This window comes from Enterococcus spodopteracolus (genome assembly GCF_030441955.1).
Lineage (GTDB): Bacteria > Bacillota > Bacilli > Lactobacillales > Enterococcaceae > Enterococcus_B > Enterococcus_B spodopteracolus.
This window is the reverse complement of sequence record NZ_JARJHD010000003.1, coordinates 237,110-259,885: the sequence shown is the minus strand read 5'-3', so window position 1 is coordinate 259,885 and position 22,776 is coordinate 237,110. Positions and strand designations below refer to the sequence as shown.

Sequence of the window (22,776 nt, the reverse complement as noted above, 5' to 3'; positions counted from 1 at the left end):
ATAAAAAAAATGGAAAGATTGAATCAAATCATAGCAGTACAGCAAAAGTTTCAAGTAGTGAATGGTTAAAATCTCTGATAGGTACAGTTTCGCTTGCACCTTCTCCAGGAACACGTTAGACTATGAACATCTAATTGAGAAGGATGGAAACTATGACGAATCATTATTATTCCGAACACCCAGAGACTGCTCATGAGTTTGACGAATGGTCATTTGAGTTAAGAGGAAAAATCTTTCAGTTTGTGACAGACTCGGGCGTGTTTTCACGTGAAACAGTCGATTATGGCTCACGTGTATTGATCGATGCCTTTGACTGGGCACAGCTACCAGAAGGCAAAATTTTGGATGTTGGCTGTGGTTATGGTCCAATCGGGCTTTCTCTTGCCTATGCGAGTGAGCGTTTCGTGGAGATGGTAGACATTAATGCTAGAGCGGTTGATTTAGCACAAGGAAATGCGAAGCGAAATCGAATCAAAAATGTAGCGATTTACCAGTCAAACATTTATGAAGAGGTGACAGAAACAGATTATGCTGCAATCGTCAGCAATCCACCGATTCGTGCAGGCAAAAAAGTCGTACATGAAATCTTGACAGGTGCGTATCCTCGTTTACGTACGGGCGGTACTTTAACGATCGTTATTCAGAAAAAACAAGGGGCACCTAGCGCACAAAAGAAAATGCAGGAAACATTTGGCAACGCAGAAATCGTGATCAAAGATAAAGGCTATTATATTATCCGGAGTGTGAAAGAAGACTGAAAAAACTGAATGTAAGCAACGAAACAGTCGAAGAAATAAGCAGTATTTCTTTGACTTTTTTTGTTTGTACAAGAAGTTGATCAATGGATGTGAAAGGAAAATGACAATACAAATAAAGTAATAAATAAGTAATGCAAGATAGAAAAATAACATATTATTTAATGCTTTTACATAGCTAAAATAACAGTAAAAAAGCACATCGAGTTTTTTTAAAAGTCTATAAAATCAAAGCAATTTAAATATACTAGTGTGGGTCGGTCGAGTTTTAGAATATAGATGTTACTACACCAAATAAACGAATAGTCATCGGTGATGGGTAAATAAAGTAGGATGAGGTGAAGTGAGAGTGAACCATGAAACATAAGACATTGTTATAAAATTTATCTAGTGAATCACTATATGAGACTCATTTAATTTTGGCCTAACCTCATTCCCTCTATCCATTTCGAAAACCATTTGGTACACTGTTAGGGAATTTACATATATAAAGGGGGAACAAAAGTGAAACTGACAATTCGAGATATTGCTGAGATGGCAGGTGTTTCAGTGACGACTGTGTCACAGATTTTAAATAATAAAGGCAGCCGTTTTAGTGAAAAGACACGAAAAAAAGTGTTATCGATCGTAAATGAACATCATTACAAGCCCGATTATTTTGCTTCCAATGTGATCAATCGCCACTCAAAAACGATTGGCATGATTGTGCCAGATGTCACAGATTTCTTCTTTTCCAAAGTGATCGAAGGGGTTGAAAGTTATTTAAACCCCTTAGGATATGTCATCATTCTTTGTAACTCCAGACATAGTCAAGACAATGAACTGAAGTATTTAAGGGAGCTTTCTCATCGATCCGTAGATGGTTTATTGTTAGCGACGCCGAATGTGTTGCCGCAAGAGTATGCACTTGATAGTAGTTTTTATAACAACATGCCGATCATCCTGATCGATCGTGGGTTGAATCGTCGAGATAACGGTCGCTTGATCGTGAAAGAATATGAAGGCGCTTATCAAGCTGTCTCGTTACTGATCAAAAATGGTCATACTAAAATTGGTATGCTAAAAGAGACAACTGGCTACTATCAGTTAGAGGAGCGGTTCAATGGTTATCGTCATGCACTAAAAGACCATGGACTGGCGTTCAACGGTAAGTTTGTCGAAGAAGGAGACCTGACTGTCCAAGGAGGGTACGAAGCAAGTAAGCGCTTGTTACGTCATAAAGATGTGACAGCGGTATTTTGTGGCAATGATGCGATGGCAATTGGTTGCTACCAAGCTATTCATGAAATGGGCAAGCAGATTCCAGAGGATATTTCAGTGATTGGTTTTGACGGATTAAAATTGTCTGAGTATATGATTCCTAAGCTGACAACGGTCAAGCAACCGAGTTTCGATATTGGTTTTTACGCGGCTCGCTTTTTGATTGATACGATTGAATTTCCACAAAGAAAAGTTCCGAACAAAGTGTTCGAAACAAAATTAATTATTCGTGAGAGCGTAAAAACATTGACAAAGGTCTAGTTGGGCGTTATATTGCTTATGTAAGTGTTTACAAAGTTGGTGAGATACATTGCGGGGAAATAGTAAACCGGTTTACTAAAGTGGTTTACCTTTTTCAGATTTCCTGTATAATACCGAATGAAGACGAGGAGGATTACGTCATGCGGATGGTCGATTTGATTGAAAAAAAGAGAGATGGATACCAGTTATCAAAAGAAGAGATTTCGTATATTGTCACGAACTACACAAACGATAAAATCCCTGATTATCAAATCAGTGCATTATTGATGGCTATTTTTTATCAAGATATGACCGATGAAGAAATCACAGATTTAACGTTGGCGATCGCTCATTCTGGCGATGTGATCGATTTGAGCTCATTAGAAGGAATAAAAGTCGACAAACATTCTACCGGAGGTGTGGGGGATACAACTACCTTGATTTTAGCACCTTTAGTAGCAAGTGTAGGTGCAACTGTGGCAAAAATGTCAGGGCGTGGTCTTGGCTACACAGGTGGCACATTAGATAAGTTAGAAGCTATTCCTGGATTTCGGATCGAACTATCAGATGAAGAATTCATCCGCATCGTGAACGAAAGTAAAGTAGCGGTGATCGGCCAATCGGGCAATCTCGCTCCAGCAGATAAAAAATTGTATGCTTTGCGTGATGTGACAGCAACGGTCAACTCGATCCCATTGATTGCTAGCTCGATCATGAGTAAAAAAATTGCCGCAGGAGCGGATGCGATCGTGCTAGATGTGACGACGGGTGACGGTGCCTTCATGAAAAATATCGAAGATGCAAGACGTTTAGCTAAGACCATGACAAGGATCGGCAAGTTGGCTAATCGTCAAACAGTGGCAGTGATTTCTGATATGTCTGAACCATTGGGTGAAGCGATCGGCAACAGCTTAGAAGTCATTGAAGCAATCGAGACACTACAGGGGAACGGACCGGAAGATTTAGTCGAAATGTGCTATGCTTTAGGCAGTCAGATGGTGGTGCTAGCAGGTAAAGCAACAACGATCGAAGAAGCACGTACATTGCTTAAAGAAGCACTCGAATCTGGAAAAGCTTTAGCGAAATTCAAAGAGATGATCCAAAACCAAGGGGGGGATCCGACAATCGTCGATGAACCTGCGCGGTTGTTAACTGCTCGTTATATTTATGAACTGCCAGCTAAGACAACGGGTGTCGTGACCAAAATCGTTGCAAACGAATTCGGGATCGCAGCAATGATGCTTGGTGCAGGACGTAAAACGAAAGAAGATTCGATCGATCACGCTGTTGGTTTGCGATTGAATAAGAAAATCGGTGATAAAGTAGAAGCTGGCGAATCGCTATTGACGATCTATAGTAATGAAGAAGACATTTCGCCAGTGATCGACTTATTATATAAAAATATTGAAATCGGTGATACGGCGGAGAAGCCTATCTTGATTCATGACATCATTACAGAGTAGAAGGAGAAGAGACATGGAATTAAATCGAATGATCGACCACACAATTCTAAAAGCAGATGCAACAAAAGCAGATGTGATGCGCATTATTGAGGAAGCAAAAAAACATCATTTCTATTCAGTATGTATCAATCCAACATGGGTTGCCTTGGCGAAAGAGGAATTACAAGGTGAGCCAGTCGCTGTTTGTACCGTTATTGGTTTCCCATTAGGAGCAAATACGGCTGAAACAAAGGCATTTGAAACAAAGAATGCGATCGAAAATGGCGCAGATGAAGTGGATATGGTCATCAATATCGGTGCCTTGAAAACTGAACAAGATGATGTCGTGAAAAAAGATATCGAAGCCGTAGTCGAAGCTGCAAAAGATCGCGCGTTAGTTAAAGTAATCATTGAAACAGCCTTGTTAGAACAAGCGGAAATCATCAAAGCTTGCGAATTAGCGAAAGCTGCAGGAGCTGATTTTGTTAAGACATCTACTGGTTTTTCAACTGGTGGAGCAAGAGTGGAAGATATCCGTTTGATGCGTGAAACGGTTGGTCCAGAAATGGGCGTCAAAGCTTCAGGTGGTATCCACAATGAAGCAGAAGCCGTTGCGATGATCGAAGCTGGTGCCACACGAATCGGTACAAGTGCAGGTGTCGCAATCATGTCTGGTTCAACTGGCGAAGGCTATTAATTTCTAAGGAGAAAAAGATGTCAGAAATCAAACAAGAATGGATCGATATCGCTATCGACGCTTTGGATAAAGCGTATGTGCCTTATTCCAAATTTCCAGTAGGTGCTTGTTTAGTGACAGCATCTGGGAAAACCTATCAAGGATTGAATATCGAAAATGCGTCATTTGGCTTAACGAATTGCGCAGAACGTACTGCGTTTTTTAAAGCAGTATCTGAAAAAGAAATGGACTTTACACATCTAGTCGTTGCAGGTCATACACCTGAGCCGATTTCTCCATGTGGTGCTTGTCGCCAAGTAATGGCAGAATTTTGTGAGCCAGAGATGCCAGTCACTTTGGTAGGCGACAACGGTGTGACGAAAACGATGACCGTAAGAGAGCTATTACCTTACGCATTTTCAGAAAAAGATTTATAAATTAAGTTCAATTCAGTCAGCTGACTGTTGAAAAAACAACTACTTTTAGGGGGCTTTACAGAAATGAAAAAAGCAAAATTATTTGGTTTAGGTGCTATCGCACTATCAGCAGGCTTACTTTTAAGCGCATGCGGTAACGGCGGTTCAGATTCTACTGATTCAACCGGTGGAAACAGTGCATCAGGAACAGCAACTGCAGCATTGATTACAGATACAGGTGGCGTCGACGACCGTTCATTCAACCAGTCAGCTTGGGAAGGGTTAGAAGAGTGGGGTAAAGAGCAAGGCTTGTCACGTGGAAACGATGGCTTCCAATATTTCCAATCTGCCAATGAATCAGATTATATTCCAAATATCGATCAAGCGTTAAACGCTGGCTTTAAAACAATTTTTGGGATTGGTTTTAAATTGAAACCTGCAATCGAAGAACAAGCAACAAGTAACCCTGAAACAAACTTTGCAATCATTGATGATGTGATCGAAGGAAAAGACAACGTAGTTTCAGCAACATTCAAAGATAACGAAGCTTCTTATCTTGCTGGAGTTGCAGCAGCTTACACAACTGAAACAAATGTGGTTGGATTTATCGGTGGCGTTAAAGGTGAAGTAATCGACCGTTTTGAAGCTGGTTTCAATGCTGGAGTTAAAGCGGGCGCTGAAGCGTTGAACAAAGACATCGAAGTATTGAACCAATACGCAGGTGATTTCTCAGCTCCAGATAAAGGACGTTCAATTGCACAAGGTATGTACGCACAAAACGCTGACATCATTTTCCATGCTTCAGGTGGTACAGGTAACGGTGTCTTCCAAGAAGCAAAATCATTAAATGAATCAGGCGACAAAAAAGTTTGGGTAATCGGTGTTGACCGTGACCAATCTGACGAAGGGAACTACACATTGAATGGTGAAGACAAAAACTTCACATTGACATCAACACTTAAAGGTGTAGGAACAGTTGTAAAAGATTTAGCACAACAATCAGCAGATGGTGACTTCCCTGGTGGCGAACACACTGTTTATGGTTTGAAAGAAGACGGTGTAGGGATCACTGAAGGCCAACTTTCTGAGGAAGCGAAAAAAGCAGTAGATGAAGCAAAAGAAAAAATCATTTCAGGTGACATCGAAGTTCCTGAAACTCCTGAAAGCTAATAAATACCATTTCTATAGCCTTGTTGGACAATTGTTTAACAGGGCTATCGTTTAGTTATCTACTTATATGTTGTTTTTTTATGCAAGTTGCTAGGTATCCCGATTTGGATAAGGGAACAACTTGTAACAAGTAGCTTAGTTCCTTGGATTTTAGTTGCTCGATGAGCGACGTTTTGTGAGCGATCGTCATCGTCCCTTTTATTTTTTAAACAATGTCGTCTGGATATAAATTGTTAGGATGTGAAAAATGTGGATCAAGAAAATATTGTCATCGAAATGCGAAATATCACGAAACAATTCGGTACTTTCAAAGCAAATGACAACATCAACCTTCAAGTGAAAGCAGGAGAAATCCATGCCTTGCTTGGTGAAAATGGTGCAGGTAAATCAACGTTAATGAATGTTTTATCGGGTCTTTTAGAGCCAACATCAGGTGAGATTTTGATGCACGGCAAAGAAGTAAACATCACGAGCCCGACGAAAGCCAATCAATTAGGGATCGGAATGGTACATCAACACTTTATGTTAGTTGATGCATTCACAGTAACAGAAAATATCGTACTAGGTAGTGAGCCAAGTACAGGTGGTATCTTGAACCGTAAGAAAGCCCGTGAAGAAATCAAACGATTATCTGAACAATATGGCTTAGCAGTGAATCCGGATGCGTACGTTCGTGATATTTCTGTCGGTATGGAACAACGTGTGGAGATTTTAAAAACACTCTATCGTGGTGCAGATGTCTTGATTTTTGATGAGCCAACAGCCGTACTGACGCCGCAAGAAATCGATGAGTTGATCGTGATCATGAAAGAGCTGGTCAAAGAAGGAAAGTCGATCATTTTGATCACACATAAATTAGATGAGATCAAAGCAGTTGCCGATCGTTGTACGGTTATTCGTCGGGGTCAAGGGATTGGAACGGTCAATGTGAAGGATGTTTCTTCGCAACAGTTAGCCGATATGATGGTTGGAAGAACCGTCTCATTCAAAACAATGAAAAAAGAAGCACGTCCGCAAGAAGTCGTACTTTCTGTCGAAAATCTTGTGGTCAAGGAAAACCGTGGCTTAGAAGCGGTGAAAAATCTAAGTCTGGAAGTCCGAGCAGGTGAAGTCTTGGGTATTGCTGGAATCGATGGAAATGGACAATCGGAGTTGATTCAAGCGTTAACCGGTTTACGTAAAGTAGAAAGTGGAACGATTCGTTTGAAAGACGAAGAGATCACGAATAAAAAACCACGTAAAATCACTGAATCTGGGCTAGGACATGTGCCAGAAGATCGACATAAATATGGCTTGGTTCTTGATATGACGTTATCTGAAAATATTGCCATGCAAACCTACTATCAAAAACCGTATAGCAAAAATGGTCTGTTGAACTATGGTGTGATAAATGAACATGCTAGAGATTTAATCGATGAGTATGATGTGCGGACAACGAACGAATTAGTACCAGCGAAAGCTTTATCTGGTGGGAACCAACAAAAAGCCATCATTGCACGTGAGATTGATCGTGATCCTGATCTTCTGATTGTTGCAAATCCGACGCGTGGTTTAGATGTTGGCGCGATCGAGTTTATCCATAAACGTTTGATCGAACAACGTGATAAATTCAAAGCAGTCTTGTTGATTAGTTTTGAATTAGAAGAAATTTTAAATGTATCAGATCGTATTGCGGTGATCCATCAAGGGGAAATCGTTGGGATTGTTGATCCAAAAGAAACATCTGAAAACGAGCTAGGTCTATTGATGGCGGGCTATACGTTAGAAGAAGCACGAAGAGAGTTAGAAAAGGTGGGTGAGGCACATGAATGATCGTAGCGAAAAATTTCGTAATCTGCTAGTGCCTATATTTTCGGTAATTTTAGGATTGATTTTAGGTGCTATTTTGATGGTCGCGTTTGGGTACCATCCAATCCAAGGCTATTCTTCCATGTTGAATGCTTCATTAGGTTCACAACGAAGTATCGGTGAAACATTAAGACAAGCCACGCCTTTGATTTTTACGGCATTAGGCTTTTCTGTTGCGAATTCAGCCGGATTCTTTAATATCGGGCTTTCAGGACAAGCACTCTGTGGTTGGATCGTAAGTGTTTGGACCGCATTAGCATTTCCTGATTTGCCAAAAATCGTTCTATTACCAATGTGCGTGATCTTAGGAGCTCTTGCTGGGGCAATGGCCGCAGCTATTCCAGGATTGTTACGTGCGTTCTTTGGAACAAGTGAAGTGATCGTAACAATCATGATGAATTATATTTTGCTTTATTTAAGTACGTATACACTTCATGAAATAATGCCTGAATCTTATCGTTCAAGTTTAGACTCTTCCAATATGATCAGTGAGAATGCTTCCTTACGTATTCCTTGGCTAACGCAGATGTTTGGAGGCTCTCGCGTGAATGGCGGACTCTTCTTGGCACTGATTGCGTTAGTTGTTGTATGGATCGTCATGAAGAAAACAACCCTAGGCTTTGAGATCCGTTCTGTTGGATTGAATCCATACGCCTCTGAATATGCGGGAATGAGTAGTAAACGAACAATTGTCTTATCCATGGTTATCTCTGGTGGATTAGCTGGACTAGGTGGTGTGGTCGAAGGACTAGGAACATACCAAAACTTCTTCGTACAGACAACCTCATTATCCATCGGGTTTGATGGTATGGCCGTGTCATTATTGGGTTCTGGTTCTGCTATTGGGATTTTGTTATCTGCGCTATTATTCAGTGTCCTAAAAATCGGTGGATTAGGGATGCAGACCGGTGCTGGGGTACCGTTTGAAATCGTCAATGTATCGATTGCCTTGATCATCTTCTTCGTGGGGATCAACTTCTTGATTCGTTTCCTTATGGCGAAATTCTTCCAAGGGAAAAAACAAGAGGAAATCGTCGCAACGATTGAAACGAAACCAAATCATCAAAATCAAGAAGGAGGAGAGCTGTAATGTCAACAGTAGAACTGATTTCCTTGATCCTTACATCAACCCTTGTTTATTCAACACCGTTGATTTTAACCTCCTTAGGCGGAACGTTTTCTGAACGAAGCGGGATCGTCAACGTTGGGTTAGAAGGCATCATGGTGACGGGGGCGTTTAGTGCGGTCGTCTTCAACTTGACGATGAGTGACACATTAGGCTCAATGACTCCTTGGATTGCTATTTTAGTCGGTGGCGTGGTTGGTGTTCTCTTTTCTTTGATCCATGCAGTCGCAACGATCAGCTTGCGCGCAGACCATATCATCAGTGGCACGGTCATCAATTTGATGGCACCTGCTTTAGGTGTATTTTTGATCAAAGCATGGTATGGTAAAGGACAAACTGACAATATCTCACAAAACTTAGGTTACTTTTCATTTCCTGGATTATCTGAGATTCCAGTGATTGGTCAAATTTTCTTTAGAAATACATTTTTACCAGCGTATTGTGCGATTTTAATTGCTGTTATTGCATGGTTCGTCATATTCAAAACTAAATTTGGTTTACGTTTACGTTCTGTTGGGGAAAATCCTCAAGCTGCAGATACACTAGGGATCAATGTATATGCGATGCGCTATTCAGGTGTCTTGATTTCTGGTCTTCTTGGAGGAATGGGTGGAGCTGTTTTCGCTCAATCGATTTCTGGAAACTTTTCAGCAGGAACGATTGTCGGTCAAGGATTCATCTCAATGGCTGCAATGATTTTTGGTAAGTGGAATCCACTAGGTGCGATGGGTGCATCCTTATTCTTTGGTTTTGCACAAAGTTTGAGTATCATTGGCGCGCAATTACCAGTGATTTCTTCAATCCCACCAGTTTTACTACAGATTGCGCCTTATCTATTAACGATTATCGTTTTAGTCGCATTCTTAGGGAAAGCATCTGGACCAAAAGCCAACGGTAAGAATTATATAAAATCCAAATAATCGTTTAGTGATTAAAAAGGGCGGGTTACGGGAAGTTTTTTTCGGCTCGCTCTTTTTACTTTATAAAGAAAATAAATAGAAAGAAGGAATACTCATGTTTAAACGCGTACATTTGATCGTCATGGATTCAGTCGGAATCGGAGAAGCACCTGATGCTGAAAAATTCGGAGATAAAGGTTCGGATACATTAGGTCATATTGCTAAAGAAGCTGGGTTGACGATACCGAATTTGGAGCAACTTGGATTAGGAACGATTCGTCCTTTAGAAGGGGTCGAAGCAGTGCAAGATCATCAAGGGTATGCGACAAAATTGGAAGAAGTTTCTGTCGGCAAAGATACAATGACAGGACATTGGGAAATCATGGGCTTGAATATCAAAACACCATTTCGTGTTTTTCCAAATGGCTTCCCTGATGAATTATTGAAGAAAATCGAAGACTTCTCTGGACGTAAAATTGTTTGTAACGAACCTTATAGCGGAACAGCCGTCATTGATGACTTTGGTGAGCATCAAATGAAAACAGGTGACTTGATCGTTTATACGTCAGCTGATCCGGTATTACAAATTGCTGCACATGAAGAAATTATTCCTTTAGAAGAACTTTACCGCATTTGTGAATACGTTCGTGAAATTACGAAAGACGATCCGTATATGATCGGTCGAATCATTGCACGCCCATATATTGGAGAACCAGGCAACTTTACACGAACAAGTAACCGACACGATTATGCATTAGATCCATTTGGTCATACAGTATTAGACTCATTGAAAGAAGCCGGCAAAGATGTCATTGCGGTAGGTAAGATCAATGATATTTTTAATGGTCAAGGCATCACCGATTTTGTCCGTACGAAGAGTAACATGGATGGTGTCGATCAATTATTGAATGTAATGAAACAAGACTTCCATGGTTTAAGTTTCACTAACTTGGTAGACTTTGATGCGTTATACGGACACCGCCGTGATGTGGTTGGTTATGCGCGTGCCATCGAAGATTTTGATTTGCGTATTCCGGAATTATTAGATGCAATGGCTGAGGATGATTTATTATTGATCACCGCTGACCATGGGAATGATCCGACCTTCACTGGTACCGATCATACGCGAGAATATGTGCCGCTACTTGCTTATAGTAAAAAGATGAACGAGCAAGGCAGTTTACCACAAGGCTATTATGCGGATATCTCTGCAACGATTGCTGAAAACTTTGACGTTGCAGCTACTGAAAATGGCGAAAGCTTCTTGAAGCTATTGAAATAATCAAGAGCAGCCTCCACTTGAAAATCATCATTGACTTTATTATGTAAGATCGAACAATCAAAATTTTATATATAGGAGAAAGACAATGAAATTAAATGAGATGTTACAAGAAACGACAGCGTTTATCAAAAGTAAAGGTGTAGGCACCATTGATTTCGGGATGATCCTCGGTTCAGGACTAGGAGAATTAGCAGAGGAGATCGAAGAAGCAATCGTGATTCCTTATGACAAGATTCCTTTCTTCCCAACTTCGACAGTTGTTGGACATGCGGGGCAGCTTGTCTATGGGACACTTTCAGGCAAAAAAGTATTGGCGATGCAAGGACGTTTCCATTTTTATGAAGGTCATTCGATGCAAACCGTCACTTATCCAGTACGTGTAATGGCTGCATTAGGCGCACATTCAGTTGTCGTGACAAATGCGTGTGGTGGAGTAAATGAATCATTTGCACCAGGAGATTTGATGTTGATCACGGATCATATCAATTTTACAGGTCAAAATCCATTGATTGGACCAAATGATGAAGAAATGGGGCCTCGTTTCCCTGATATGAGTGAAGCTTATACAAAAGCGTATCGCGAAATGGCAAAAGCAGCAGCGACATCATTAGACGTAGAATTAAAAGAAGGCGTGTATATGGGCTATTCTGGTCCAACGTACGAAACACCAGCTGAGATTCGCATGTCTCGCGTGATGGGGGCAGATGCAGTGGGCATGTCGACTGTACCAGAAGTCATTGTGGCAGCGCATAGCGGGTTGAAGGTCTTAGGGATTTCTTGTATCACCAACTTGGCTGCTGGTATGCAGGCAAACTTAAATCATGAAGAAGTCGTTGAAACAACTGAGAGAGTCAAACAAACATTTAAATTATTGATCAAAGAAACACTTTCTTTACTATAAAAAATTGATTGAGAGGTCCGAAAATGAGTGTTCATATTGAAGCAAAACCAGGAGAGATTGCAGACAAGATTTTACTTCCTGGCGATCCACTAAGAGCGAAGTATATTGCAGAAACTTTTTTAGAAAATCCAGTATGTTACAACCAAGTACGCGGCATGCTTGGGTATACAGGCACGTATAAAGGGGAAAGAGTCTCTGTTCAAGGAACAGGGATGGGGATGCCATCAGCGATGATCTATGCGCATGAGTTGGTGAATTCCTATGACGTGAAAAAATTGATTCGAGTTGGGACATGTGGTGCATTGTCAAAAGACGTGCACGTACGTGACTTGGTATTAGCACAAGGAGCTGCGACTAGTTCTTCCATGATTGAGAAGGATTTCAATGCGTTCCATTTTCCACCAATCTGTGATTTTGACCTGTTGTTAAAAGCATATGAAGTGGCGAAAGAAAAAGGCTTTACGACTCACGTCGGCAATGTGCTATCAGAAGATTCTTTCTACAAAGACGATTTGACAGAGACATTCAAGTTAGCTGAACTTGGGGTAATGGGCGTTGAAATGGAAGCTGCTGCGTTGTATTATCTAGGTGCAAAATACCATGTGCAAACACTAGCGATCATGACTGTCAGTGACCATCTGATCACCGGTGAAGAAACAACTGCCAGCGAACGTCAGACAACATTCAATGATATGATTGAAGTAGGATTGGAAACGGCGATTCAAGGGTAGTAATTGGAATGAAAGAATTTGATTAAACGTAAAAGTCATAATAGGGAACTATTTTGGCTTTTACGCTTTTTGCGTAATTGTTACTGTAGGTTACTAGTAGATAACAAATACAAATGTTATCTGTGCAAGATTTTACTAATAGGTTTCTTTCTCTGCACCTTGCTATACAAAAAAAGGAGGAGATATAATGAAAAAGTAATAGTTGTTGTTTTGAGATAATTGAGAAAGTGGTGATGAAAATAACAAAGAGTATTTTTACATAGCAAGTTGATAAATTGAAAGGGAGATACCAAAAGATATTGTTTATTTAATAAACATAAGCATTGTATGTTGGGAATGCGATCAGATAGAGATTTTAAGTGTTTTAATTATCTAAGGGATTACTACTTGCTTTTTCAGGAGACGGTGAGAAGGGAGGCAAGATGACTCCTCTTCGATTAATTGGTGGTCAAGATGAAGGTAGATCACATTCGGTTAACTCTAAATAAAAGTATCATTGTAACTGTCTGGATAACCATTTTTTGTATAACAAATTTCAGAACATCAAGAAGTAAGACCATTCTCATATTATTATAAAATAACCAATTGGGTCTAAATCTGATAATGATTTTATTTACTTACTTTGCATGATCGAATTAAATCGAGCATTACAAGGTATGAATCTGTCAATGATAAAACAAGCTGGATTCACTTTACTACGTTTGTTAGTGACGAATTTCATATATATAGTACTTGTATTTGACAGTTTTGCAGTGTCTCACAAAATTACGATAGTATTGTTCTATTTTCTGTCATAGTGACTGCCCTAATAAGAGAATAGTTTACCGCTACCTATTTTTGAGTATAACTGAGTCCAATTGGTTAAAAATAGTATTTGATTTGTTTTCAACAGGATTCTTTTTCTATAGGCGTGGCTTTACATATGGTGGAAATCTATGCGCAATGGTTCAGGTTCTATTTTTGACTTTAGCTACAGCCTATCTATACGTGAGAACCAACAATATATTACCTGCCATGATGTTACATAGCTTATATAATCTATTTGTCCTCTCGCTAGCTATTGTCCAATAAACAGCCCGTCCTAGAAAGAATGCCTAGGCTGCGAAGGTATTAAAAATCTCTTACATAACGAATCTTTCGAGTTATTTAGAAATGATTACTGATTGGTTCATGTGCCATTAGGTGTGATAGGGAATAAACTAAACGTTCTTTTTTCTCTCAATGCTACACCTTCTCTCTTAACTTTTTGTTTATTCAAACAGTACTTACTATTATGATCGTTAGTTGTTATGTAAATTGGTGTCATTCGCATTTGATAGCTAAGACTGCCGTCGATCCAATATCTAAAAAAACAGCCCCTTCATCTCTTACAATAATAGGAGGTGAGGGGGCTGTCATACTTACAATAGAGGATCTATTATAAGTAGTATTTTTTGATTACAGTCAAGTCGTCGTTTAGTTCATAAACAAGTGGTTGACCTGTTGGGATTTCAAGATCCATGATGTCTTCATCAGAGATTCCTTCGATGTGTTTTGCCAACGCACGTAAAGAGTTACCATGTGCAGCCACTAAGACAGTTTTGTTGTCTAACAAAGCTGGTGCAATTTCGTCTTGCCAGAATGGCAATGCGCGTTCTAAAGTAACTTTCAAGTTTTCTCCACCAGGTACGTCGCGTTTGTCTAACATTGCATAACGACGATCGTTTGCTGCTGAACCTTCATCAGTTGCTTCCATTAATGGAGGAAGAGTGTCGTATGAACGACGCCAGATGTGAACTTGTTCGTCACCATATTTTTCCGCTGTTTCTTTTTTATTTAATCCTTGTAATTTACCATAATGACGTTCGTTCAAGCGCCATGATTTGATTTGTGGTACCCAAAGTTGATCTGAGTATTCCAAAATCAAGTTACAAGTTTTGATGGCACGAGTTAATACAGAAGTATAAGCAACATCAAATTCGATTCCAGCTTCTTTGATTTTACGTCCGCCTTCTTTTGCTTCTTCGATTCCTTCTGGTGCTAGGTTTACATCTGCCCAACCAGTAAATTGGTTCAATGCATTCCATTCGCTAAGACCGTGACGAGAAAAAACTAATTTTGGCATGTTTAACTCTCCTTTAAAATAAGTGTTATTTCTGAAAATTTCAGTTCTGCCTTATTGTACAATGTTTTTCATAAGATTTCCATTGTAAAATGAAAGCTGTTTGTTTAAAAGACCACAGACGAACTAAAAAAAGGCTGGAAACAAGCGTTATTACAGAGCTTTCACTCAAAAAACTTGTTTGACAACCTTTTTTATCTATTAAGTAAAATAATTTCTGTTGGGTTAGTGTAGGTTCTTTCGATCAATTATTGAAATCAACGAGGTTGTACTTGCTAATTAATTGAATAATTGCTGAAGCTCTTTTTCAGGTAAATTGATATATTTGTAGCAAGTGCCAACTGAAACGCCACATTTTGAAGAAATAAATTGGATCGTTTCTTTCTTTTCATAGTAGAGACGACGAATTTTTTTGATTGTTTTGGCATCGATTTTTGGTCGTCCGCCGATTTTTCCTTTTTTGCGTGCTTCATCTAATCCAATCAGCGTGCGTTCTTTGATCAATGCACACTCCATCTCAGCTAATCCTTCCATTAATTGGAAGTAGACCGTCCCCATAGGTTCGCGAGTATCGATTTTTTCTGTGATGCTGACTAGATGTAATCCACGGTCTTTAAATAATTTCGTGAATTCTGTTAGTTGTCTTGTCGATTTTCCTAGATGATGAAGCTGGCAAATCACTAATGTATCGCCTTGCTCCATTTTTTCGATGACTTTTTCTAAACAAATGGCGTCAGATAAACTGTCTTTTTGACCATACGTTTCGTGAAAAATTTCGTGACAGCCAAAATCAGAGAGTTTTTGCATTTGAGCCGTCAAATCGACATCATTGATAGTTGTACGTGCATAACCGATAATCTTCATGGTGATTCCTTTCTAGCAAAGTTTTCTAAGTGTTTGAGACAAGTAAAAATGTAGCATAAAGTAACTGAAAAAGATAGTTTTTTTAGGCATTTTCAACGAATCTCTTTCGCATTATTTTTGAAAGGGAGTATCGAGTACAGACACGCCATTTTCAGAGGCAATGACAACCTTTGAGACCATATTTAAAAACAAACCGTGTTCGACGACACCGACTAATTGGTCTAAATAAGTCGCTAATTTTTCGGGATCTTCAATTCGTTCTAAATGAAGGTCAATAATATAATGCCCACTATCTGTTACGACGGTCTCTCCAGTTTCTGTTTGACGTAAGACAGGCTGATAGTTTTTTTCTTTAAAAAGACGCATCAGTTGTTGAGAACCATAAGGGATGACTTCGACAGGGAGTGGAAAGCGCCCAAGTTGATCCACCATTTTTGATCCATCGACGATCCAGATCGTTTGTTTTGAATAAGATGCAACGATCTTTTCAAATAAAAGAGCAGCACCGCCACCTTTGATTCCCTGAAAATCGGCACTGATTTCATCGGCACCATCGATCGTCAAATCGACGACTGGGACTTCATCAATACTTTTCAAAGGGATACCTAAGCTTTCTGCTTGTGCTTTTGTACCGCTAGAAGTAGTGACACCAGTGATTTTCAATCCTTCTTCGCGCATGCGTCGGCCAATTTCTTCTACCATATAATAGGCAGTAGAACCAGTTCCAAGTCCAACGATCATACCATCTTCAACAAATTCTGCAGCTTTAATGCCTACTAATTGCTTTAAGTTCATTTCTATCCCTCCAGCATTTTTATAGCTCTTTAACTGCTATTTTAGCTTGATTTAATCGAAAAAGATAGAGAACATAACACAATTTTTATAGGATAGAAAAAAATGTATATGTTTAGTTGACATTCTTTTTTATCCGTGATATTCTAACCAAGGTGCTTTATCTACAGGTCTCTGTTAAGAGGCGTGCTGACTGTTTATCAAAGCATATTTGATAAAGATGCATACTGCATTTATTTTTTATCGCAAAAAAAGAACCACCTGGATGTGTGGAACTAGATGTGAATCGTGGGAAGGAGGAACTAGGAATGCCTACAATTAACCAATTAGTACGTAAACCTCGTAAATCAAAGGTGGAAAAATCTAATTCACCTGCTTTGAACAAAGGATATAACAGCTTTAAGAAAACTCAAACAAACGTGAACTCTCCTCAAAAACGTGGGGTAGCTACACGTGTGGGAACAATGACACCTAAAAAACCGAACTCAGCTTTACGTAAATATGCTCGTGTTCGTTTGTCAAACTTAATTGAAGTTACTGCTTATATCCCAGGGATTGGTCACAATTTACAAGAGCATAGCGTGGTACTATTACGCGGTGGACGTGTAAAAGACTTACCAGGGGTACGTTATCATATCGTTCGTGGTGCACTAGATACTGCTGGTGTGAACGACCGTAAACAAAGCCGTTCTAAATACGGTACGAAAAGACCTAAAGCTTAATTTTAATTATTTACTACAAATGAAAATCGAACCTACAATATAATAGTCGTTCGATCAACTATGAAGAATATTTCGGAAGGAGGAGTTACGGATGCCACGTAAAGGTCCTGTTGCAAAACGTGATGTTTTACCAGATCCTATTTATAACTCAAAATTAGTAACTCGCTTGATCAACCGTGTAATGGTTGACGGAAAACGCGGTGTTGCTGCTAATATTATCTATAATGCCTTTGATTTGATCAAAGAATCTACAGGTAACGATCCATTAGAAGTGTTTGAACAAGCAATGAACAATGTTATGCCTGTTCTTGAAGTTAAAGCACGTCGTGTTGGGGGTTCAAACTATCAAGTACCAGTTGAAGTTCGCCCTGAACGTCGTACGACTTTAGCGCTACGTTGGGTAGTTAACTACGCTCGCTTGCGCGGAGAACACACAATGGAAGAACGCTTAGCAAAAGAAATCATGGACGCTGCAAACAACACTGGAGCTTCTGTTAAAAAACGCGAAGACACACACAAAATGGCAGACGCGAACCGCGCATTTGCTCATTATCGTTGGTAAGATCCTCTCTGTCTGTCGGCTAAACCCACAGCAGAAAGTCAATTTACAATCGATTTAAACAAAGAGAGGAGTAAGAAAATGGCAAGAGAATTTTCGCTAGAAAAAACTCGTAATATTGGTATCATGGCCCACGTTGATGCAGGTAAAACTACAACAACAGAGCGTATCTTGTACTATACTGGTAAAATCCATAAAATTGGTGAAACTCACGAAGGAGCTTCACAGATGGACTGGATGGAACAAGAACAAGAACGTGGTATCACGATTACATCTGCTGCCACTACTGCGCAGTGGAAAGGTTACCGCGTAAATATCATCGATACACCAGGACACGTAGACTTCACAATCGAAGTTCAACGTTCTCTACGTGTATTGGATGGTGCTGTAACTGTACTTGATGCACAATCAGGTGTTGAACCTCAAACTGAAACTGTTTGGCGTCAAGCAACTGAGTACCGAGTACCTCGTATCGTATTTTGTAACAAAATGGATAAAATCGGTGCAGACTTCTTATACTCAGTAAAATCATTGCACGATCGCCTACAAGCGAACGCACATCCAATCCAATTGCCAATCGGTTCTGAAGATAACTTCACAGGTATCATTGACTTGGTAACGATGAAAGCAGAGATCTATACAAACGATCTAGGCACAGACATCCAAGAAACTGAAATCCCTGAAGAATATGCAGAACAAGCGCAAGAATGGCGTGAAAAATTAGTCGAAGCTGTTGCTGAAACAGACGAAGAACTAATGATGAAATATCTTGAAGGTGAAGAAATCACTCAAGAAGAATTGATTGCCGGTATCCGCCGTGCAACAATCAATGTTGAGTTCTTCCCTGTGTTAGCTGGTTCAGCATTCAAGAATAAAGGGGTCCAATTGATGTTGGATGCTGTTCTTGATTACTTACCATCACCACTAGATATTGAAGCAATCAAAGGTATTGACTCAAAAACAGACGAAGAAACAACTCGTCCTGCAGATGACGAAGCTCCTTTTGCTTCATTAGCATTTAAAGTAATGACTGACCCATTCGTAGGTCGTCTAACTTTCTTCCGTGTCTACTCTGGTGTCCTTGAAAGTGGTTCATATGTATTGAACGCATCAAAAGGCAAAAAAGAGCGTATCGGTCGTATCCTACAAATGCACGCAAACACACGTCAAGAAATCGACAAAGTATATTCAGGTGATATCGCCGCTGCTGTTGGATTGAAAGATACAACAACAGGGGACACATTGTGTGCATTAGATGCACCAGTTATCCTTGAATCAATCGAATTCCCAGAACCAGTTATCCAAGTCGCTGTTGAGCCTAAATCAAAAGCTGACCAAGATAAAATGGGTGTTGCGTTGCAAAAACTTGCAGAAGAAGATCCTTCATTCCGAGTTGAAACAAACGTTGAAACAGGTGAAACAGTTATCTCAGGTATGGGTGAGTTGCACTTGGACGTATTAGTAGACCGTATGAAACGCGAATTTAAAGTTGAAGCAAACGTTGGTGCGCCTCAAGTTTCTTACCGCGAAACATTCCGTGAAGCAACAAAAGCGGAAGGTAAATTCGTACGTCAGTCTGGTGGTAAAGGTCAATACGGTCACGTATGGGTTGAATTTACACCAAACGAAGAAGGAAAAGGCTTCGAATTCGAAAACGCAATCGTTGGTGGTGTGGTTCCACGTGAATACATCCCAGCAGTTGAAAAAGGATTAGAAGAATCAATGAATAACGGTGTTCTTGCTGGATACCCATTAGTGGATATCAAAGCAAAACTTTACGATGGTTCATACCATGACGTCGATTCAAATGAAACAGCGTTCCGTGTTGCTGCATCAATGGCTCTAAGAGCTGCTGCAAAACACGCACGTCCTGTGATCCTTGAACCAATGATGAAAGTTACGATTACTGTACCAGAGGATTACTTAGGTGATATCATGGGACACGTAACAAGCCGACGCGGACGTGTTGAAGGAATGGAAGCACACGGTAACTCACAAATCGTTAATGCAATCGTTCCATTGGCAGAAATGTTCGGATACGCGACTACATTGCGTTCAGCAACTCAAGGTCGTGGTACATTCATGATGGTATTTGACCACTACGAAGACGTACCGAAATCTGTTCAAGAAGAAATCATTAAGAAAAACGGCGGAAAAGCTGAATAATTTCTTAAGGCAAGGTAGTCTCGTGAAGAGATTTATCTAGAGACTGTATTTTTTATGCAGTTTCGTGTAAAATAACTTTTGATGATACGGGCATGTGATCGGCAATTTTGTCTATCACATACCTATCAGACAAATAAAAATTAAACTGTAATTTTAGGGAGGATATTTTAAAATGGCAAAAGAAAAATTTGACCGTTCGAAACCACACGTTAACATTGGTACTATCGGACACGTTGACCATGGTAAAACAACTTTAACAGCTGCAATCACAACTGTACTATCTAAGAAAAACGGCGGCCAAGCAATGGCTTACGATCAAATCGATGGTGCTCCTGAAGAACGCGAACGCGGAATCACTATCTCAACAGCTCACGTTGAGTACGAAACTGACGCACGTCACTATGCTCACGTTGACTGCCCAGGACACGCGGACTACGTTAAAAACATGATCACTGGTGCTGCTCAAATGGACGGAGCAATCTTAGTTGTTTCTGCTGCTGACGGCCCTATGCCTCAAACTCGTGAACACATCCTATTATCTCGTCAAGTTGGTGTACCATACATCGTTGTATTCTTGAACAAAGTAGATATGGTTGATGACGAAGAATTACTTGAATTAGTTGAAATGGAAGTTCGTGACCTATTAACAGAATACGAATTCCCTGGTGACGATGTTCCTGTAATCGCTGGTTCAGCTTTAAGAGCTTTAGAAGGCGACGCTTCATACGAAGAAAAAATTCTTGAATTGATGGCTGCAGTTGACGAATATATCCCAACTCCAGAACGTGATAACGACAAACCATTCATGATGCCAGTTGAGGACGTATTCTCAATCACTGGTCGTGGTACTGTTGCTACAGGACGTGTTGAACGTGGACAAGTTCGTGTTGGTGACGTTGTCGATATCGTTGGTATCGCAGAAGAAACAGCTCAAACAACTGTAACTGGTGTTGAAATGTTCCGTAAATTATTAGACTACGCTGAAGCAGGCGATAACATTGGTGCGTTACTACGTGGTGTTTCACGTGAAGAAATCCAACGTGGACAAGTTTTAGCTAAACCAGGTACAATCACACCTCATACAAAATTCTCTGCAGAAGTATACGTGTTGACTAAAGAAGAAGGTGGACGTCATACTCCATTCTTCACTAACTACCGTCCACAATTCTACTTCCGTACGACTGACGTAACTGGTGTTGTTGAATTACCAGAAGGAACTGAAATGGTTATGCCTGGCGACAACGTAACAATGGAAGTTGAATTAATCCACCCAATCGCTATCGAAAACGGTACTAAATTCTCAATCCGTGAAGGCGGACGTACAGTTGGTGCCGGTGTCGTTACAGAAATCAAAGCTTAATTCATTTTAAGCCTAACAAAGTAACATTTATTCGGACGTTGAAGTTCGAGGTGAGGATCTTGATCCTTTGCCTCGAACTTTTTTCATTTCAGGAAACAATTGATTAAGGAAGAGGCTATGAAAGAGAGGAATATCCAAAATATTCTTAATAGGTAGTGAATTGTTTTTTCTCTAAATAAGCGAATGGAGATCGCAAGGGGAAACAATAAATCCTTCTATAAAAAAGAGAATGATTTCTCTTTTTTTAATTGAATGAAAATTTATGAAAATTAATTGGTTTTTACAGCAAAAAAACCTTGCGTTGTACATTTAGATATATTATAATGACAAAGGTGCGTTTACCTTAGGTGAATGGCACAGACGAAATCAAAATGATTTTGTCGGCTAAGAAACGAGAGGTTGCGACACGCCCGGACGCTTTGCCACGAACGAGCGTGACGGAAATTTTCGTGGAGCTATGTCTACTTTTCAAAATAGGCGAAGGAGGGAACAAGATGGCAAAACAAAAAATTCGTATCCGTTTAAAAGCGTATGAACATCGTATTTTAGATCAATCAGCGGATAAAATCGTGGAAACTGCAAAAAGAACTGGAGCTGGCGTTTCTGGTCCAATTCCATTACCAACTGAACGCAGTCTTTACACAGTTATTCGTGCAACTCACAAATACAAAGATTCACGCGAACAATTCGAAATGCGTACACACAAACGTCTTATCGACATTGTGAACCCAACACCAAAAACAGTTGATGCTTTAATGAAGCTTGACTTACCATCAGGTGTTAACATCGAAATCAAACTATAAAAACTAAACTAATAATAATGGAGGTGTACTCATGACCAAAGGAATCTTAGGGAAAAAAGTGGGAATGACACAAATCTTCACTGAATCTGGCGAATTAATTCCAGTTACTGTTGTAGAAGCTACGCCAAACGTAGTACTACAAGTAAAAACAATGGAAACTGATGGCTACGAAGCTATTCAAGTTGGTTACCAAGACAAACGTGAAGTTTTATCAAACAAACCTGCGAAAGGTCATGTTGCAAAAGCAAACACGGCTCCTAAGCGCTTCATTCGTGAATTCAAAAATGTTGAGCTGGGAGAATATGAAGTAGGAAAAGAAATTACAGTTGATGTTTTCCAAGCAGGAGACATTATTGATGTAACAGGTACTACGAAAGGTAAAGGATTCCAAGGGGTTATCAAACGTCACGGCCAAAGCCGCGGACCAATGGCTCACGGTTCTCGCTACCATCGTCGTCCTGGGTCAATGGGTCCAGTTGCACCTAACCGTGTATTCAAAAACAAACGTCTTGCTGGCCGTATGGGTGGCAACCGCGTAACTATCCAAAACTTGGAAGTTGTACGTGTAGATGCTGAAAGAAACGTAATCTTGATCAAAGGTAACGTTCCTGGAGCGAAAAAATCATTAATCACTATCAAATCAGCTGTGAAAGCTAAATAATA

General features: G+C 40.0%; 22 protein-coding genes. 19 read left to right on the top strand and 3 right to left on the bottom strand.

Annotated elements, in window-relative coordinates:
• Positions 1-152: 152 nt before the first annotated feature.
• The 13 genes from P3R27_RS06320 to P3R27_RS15185 all read left to right on the top strand — a co-directional run bounded on the left by P3R27_RS06320 (position 153) and on the right by P3R27_RS15185 (position 13,817).
• Positions 153-758: a class I SAM-dependent methyltransferase gene (locus tag P3R27_RS06320; protein ID WP_034689427.1), complete on the top strand. Its 606-nt coding sequence runs from the start codon at positions 153-155 to the stop codon at positions 756-758.
• Between the two features lie 501 nt (positions 759-1,259).
• On the top strand, positions 1,260-2,276 hold the full coding sequence (locus tag P3R27_RS06315; protein ID WP_034689425.1) for a LacI family DNA-binding transcriptional regulator: 1,017 nt from the start codon (positions 1,260-1,262) through the stop codon (positions 2,274-2,276).
• A gap of 140 nt (positions 2,277-2,416) precedes the next feature.
• A complete protein-coding gene (locus P3R27_RS06310; RefSeq protein ID WP_034689424.1) occupies positions 2,417-3,718 on the top strand; it encodes a pyrimidine-nucleoside phosphorylase in 1,302 nt (433 codons plus the stop codon).
• Between the two features lie 13 nt (positions 3,719-3,731).
• Complete coding sequence (gene deoC, locus P3R27_RS06305) at positions 3,732-4,394, top strand: deoxyribose-phosphate aldolase (RefSeq protein WP_034689423.1); 663 nt, start codon at positions 3,732-3,734, stop codon at positions 4,392-4,394.
• A gap of 17 nt (positions 4,395-4,411) precedes the next feature.
• Entirely contained in the window at positions 4,412-4,810 is a 399-nt protein-coding gene (locus P3R27_RS06300) for a cytidine deaminase (RefSeq protein WP_019724046.1), read from the top strand.
• 63 nt (positions 4,811-4,873) lie between these two features.
• Positions 4,874-5,959, top strand: coding sequence for a BMP family lipoprotein (locus tag P3R27_RS06295; protein WP_034689422.1), 1,086 nt, complete (start codon positions 4,874-4,876; stop codon positions 5,957-5,959).
• A gap of 249 nt (positions 5,960-6,208) precedes the next feature.
• Positions 6,209-7,771 carry an ABC transporter ATP-binding protein gene (locus P3R27_RS06290; protein WP_034689421.1) on the top strand — a complete coding sequence of 521 codons (1,563 nt, stop codon included), beginning with the start codon at positions 6,209-6,211 and terminating at the stop codon, positions 7,769-7,771.
• Positions 7,764-8,897: an ABC transporter permease gene (locus tag P3R27_RS06285; RefSeq protein ID WP_034689419.1), complete on the top strand. Its 1,134-nt coding sequence runs from the start codon at positions 7,764-7,766 to the stop codon at positions 8,895-8,897. Before P3R27_RS06290 ends, P3R27_RS06285 begins: the two co-directional genes overlap by 8 nt.
• Positions 8,897-9,853, top strand: coding sequence for an ABC transporter permease (locus tag P3R27_RS06280; protein ID WP_034689418.1), 957 nt, complete (start codon positions 8,897-8,899; stop codon positions 9,851-9,853). Before P3R27_RS06285 ends, P3R27_RS06280 begins: the two co-directional genes overlap by 1 nt.
• A 94-nt stretch (positions 9,854-9,947) precedes the next feature.
• Positions 9,948-11,114 (top strand): phosphopentomutase, encoded by a 1,167-nt coding sequence (deoB, locus tag P3R27_RS06275; RefSeq protein ID WP_034689417.1) that lies wholly within the window; start codon positions 9,948-9,950, stop codon positions 11,112-11,114.
• Between the two features lie 85 nt (positions 11,115-11,199).
• Positions 11,200-12,015: a purine-nucleoside phosphorylase gene (locus tag P3R27_RS06270; protein ID WP_265262133.1), complete on the top strand. Its 816-nt coding sequence runs from the start codon at positions 11,200-11,202 to the stop codon at positions 12,013-12,015.
• A gap of 23 nt (positions 12,016-12,038) precedes the next feature.
• Positions 12,039-12,746 (top strand): purine-nucleoside phosphorylase, encoded by a 708-nt coding sequence (gene deoD, locus P3R27_RS06265; protein ID WP_019723069.1) that lies wholly within the window; start codon positions 12,039-12,041, stop codon positions 12,744-12,746.
• A gap of 783 nt (positions 12,747-13,529) precedes the next feature.
• Positions 13,530-13,817, top strand: a complete 288-nt coding sequence (locus P3R27_RS15185; RefSeq protein WP_080693168.1) for a CPBP family intramembrane glutamic endopeptidase — start codon at positions 13,530-13,532, stop codon at positions 13,815-13,817.
• A gap of 346 nt (positions 13,818-14,163) precedes the next feature.
• On the opposite strand, the gene P3R27_RS06260 is transcribed toward P3R27_RS15185, so the two are convergent.
• The 3 genes from P3R27_RS06260 to rpiA all read right to left on the bottom strand — a co-directional run bounded on the left by P3R27_RS06260 (position 14,164) and on the right by rpiA (position 16,506).
• Positions 14,164-14,850 (bottom strand): 2,3-diphosphoglycerate-dependent phosphoglycerate mutase, encoded by a 687-nt coding sequence (locus P3R27_RS06260; protein ID WP_010734478.1) that lies wholly within the window; start codon positions 14,848-14,850, stop codon positions 14,164-14,166.
• Between the two features lie 276 nt (positions 14,851-15,126).
• A complete protein-coding gene (locus P3R27_RS06255) occupies positions 15,127-15,711 on the bottom strand; it encodes a recombinase family protein (protein ID WP_019723066.1) in 585 nt (194 codons plus the stop codon).
• 111 nt (positions 15,712-15,822) lie between these two features.
• A complete protein-coding gene (gene rpiA / locus P3R27_RS06250; RefSeq protein ID WP_034689415.1) occupies positions 15,823-16,506 on the bottom strand; it encodes a ribose-5-phosphate isomerase RpiA in 684 nt (227 codons plus the stop codon).
• Between the two features lie 305 nt (positions 16,507-16,811).
• Between rpiA and rpsL the strand changes: the two genes are divergently transcribed.
• The 6 genes from rpsL (at position 16,812) to rplC (ending at position 22,774) form a co-directional block, all read left to right on the top strand.
• Positions 16,812-17,225 carry a 30S ribosomal protein S12 gene (gene rpsL / locus P3R27_RS06245; protein ID WP_010734475.1) on the top strand — a complete coding sequence of 138 codons (414 nt, stop codon included), beginning with the start codon at positions 16,812-16,814 and terminating at the stop codon, positions 17,223-17,225.
• A gap of 91 nt (positions 17,226-17,316) precedes the next feature.
• Positions 17,317-17,787: a 30S ribosomal protein S7 gene (gene rpsG / locus P3R27_RS06240; RefSeq protein WP_010734474.1), complete on the top strand. Its 471-nt coding sequence runs from the start codon at positions 17,317-17,319 to the stop codon at positions 17,785-17,787.
• Between the two features lie 78 nt (positions 17,788-17,865).
• Positions 17,866-19,950 (top strand): elongation factor G, encoded by a 2,085-nt coding sequence (gene fusA / locus P3R27_RS06235; RefSeq protein ID WP_010734473.1) that lies wholly within the window; start codon positions 17,866-17,868, stop codon positions 19,948-19,950.
• 172 nt (positions 19,951-20,122) lie between these two features.
• Entirely contained in the window at positions 20,123-21,310 is a 1,188-nt protein-coding gene (tuf, locus tag P3R27_RS06230; RefSeq protein ID WP_034689414.1) for an elongation factor Tu, read from the top strand.
• Between the two features lie 494 nt (positions 21,311-21,804).
• Positions 21,805-22,113 (top strand): 30S ribosomal protein S10, encoded by a 309-nt coding sequence (gene rpsJ / locus P3R27_RS06225; protein WP_010734471.1) that lies wholly within the window; start codon positions 21,805-21,807, stop codon positions 22,111-22,113.
• Positions 22,114-22,144: 31 nt separating this feature from the next.
• The gene (gene rplC, locus P3R27_RS06220; protein WP_010734470.1) at positions 22,145-22,774 is read left to right on the top strand and encodes a 50S ribosomal protein L3; all 630 of its coding nucleotides are present in this window, start codon (positions 22,145-22,147) and stop codon (positions 22,772-22,774) included.
• Positions 22,775-22,776: the final 2 nt, after the last annotated feature.

Excerpts from the sequence above, each read along its gene's own strand:
- P3R27_RS06320 (WP_034689427.1), top strand. The coding sequence starts at position 153 with ATGACGAATCATTATTATTCCGAACACCCAGAGACTGCTCATGAGTTT.
- P3R27_RS06310 (WP_034689424.1), top strand. The coding sequence starts at position 2,417 with ATGCGGATGGTCGATTTGATTGAAAAAAAGAGAGATGGATACCAGTTA.
- deoC (WP_034689423.1), top strand. The coding sequence starts at position 3,732 with ATGGAATTAAATCGAATGATCGACCACACAATTCTAAAAGCAGATGCA.
- P3R27_RS06300 (WP_019724046.1), top strand. The coding sequence starts at position 4,412 with ATGTCAGAAATCAAACAAGAATGGATCGATATCGCTATCGACGCTTTG.
- P3R27_RS06295 (WP_034689422.1), top strand. The coding sequence starts at position 4,874 with ATGAAAAAAGCAAAATTATTTGGTTTAGGTGCTATCGCACTATCAGCA.
- P3R27_RS06285 (WP_034689419.1), top strand. The coding sequence starts at position 7,764 with ATGAATGATCGTAGCGAAAAATTTCGTAATCTGCTAGTGCCTATATTT.
- P3R27_RS06280 (WP_034689418.1), top strand. The coding sequence starts at position 8,897 with ATGTCAACAGTAGAACTGATTTCCTTGATCCTTACATCAACCCTTGTT.
- deoB (WP_034689417.1), top strand. The coding sequence starts at position 9,948 with ATGTTTAAACGCGTACATTTGATCGTCATGGATTCAGTCGGAATCGGA.
- P3R27_RS06270 (WP_265262133.1), top strand. The coding sequence starts at position 11,200 with ATGAAATTAAATGAGATGTTACAAGAAACGACAGCGTTTATCAAAAGT.
- deoD (WP_019723069.1), top strand. The coding sequence starts at position 12,039 with ATGAGTGTTCATATTGAAGCAAAACCAGGAGAGATTGCAGACAAGATT.
- P3R27_RS06260 (WP_010734478.1), bottom strand. The coding sequence starts at position 14,850 with ATGCCAAAATTAGTTTTTTCTCGTCACGGTCTTAGCGAATGGAATGCA.
- P3R27_RS06255 (WP_019723066.1), bottom strand. The coding sequence starts at position 15,711 with ATGAAGATTATCGGTTATGCACGTACAACTATCAATGATGTCGATTTG.
- rpiA (WP_034689415.1), bottom strand. The coding sequence starts at position 16,506 with ATGAACTTAAAGCAATTAGTAGGCATTAAAGCTGCAGAATTTGTTGAA.
- rpsL (WP_010734475.1), top strand. The coding sequence starts at position 16,812 with ATGCCTACAATTAACCAATTAGTACGTAAACCTCGTAAATCAAAGGTG.
- rpsG (WP_010734474.1), top strand. The coding sequence starts at position 17,317 with ATGCCACGTAAAGGTCCTGTTGCAAAACGTGATGTTTTACCAGATCCT.
- fusA (WP_010734473.1), top strand. The coding sequence starts at position 17,866 with ATGGCAAGAGAATTTTCGCTAGAAAAAACTCGTAATATTGGTATCATG.
- tuf (WP_034689414.1), top strand. The coding sequence starts at position 20,123 with ATGGCAAAAGAAAAATTTGACCGTTCGAAACCACACGTTAACATTGGT.
- rpsJ (WP_010734471.1), top strand. The coding sequence starts at position 21,805 with ATGGCAAAACAAAAAATTCGTATCCGTTTAAAAGCGTATGAACATCGT.
- rplC (WP_010734470.1), top strand. The coding sequence starts at position 22,145 with ATGACCAAAGGAATCTTAGGGAAAAAAGTGGGAATGACACAAATCTTC.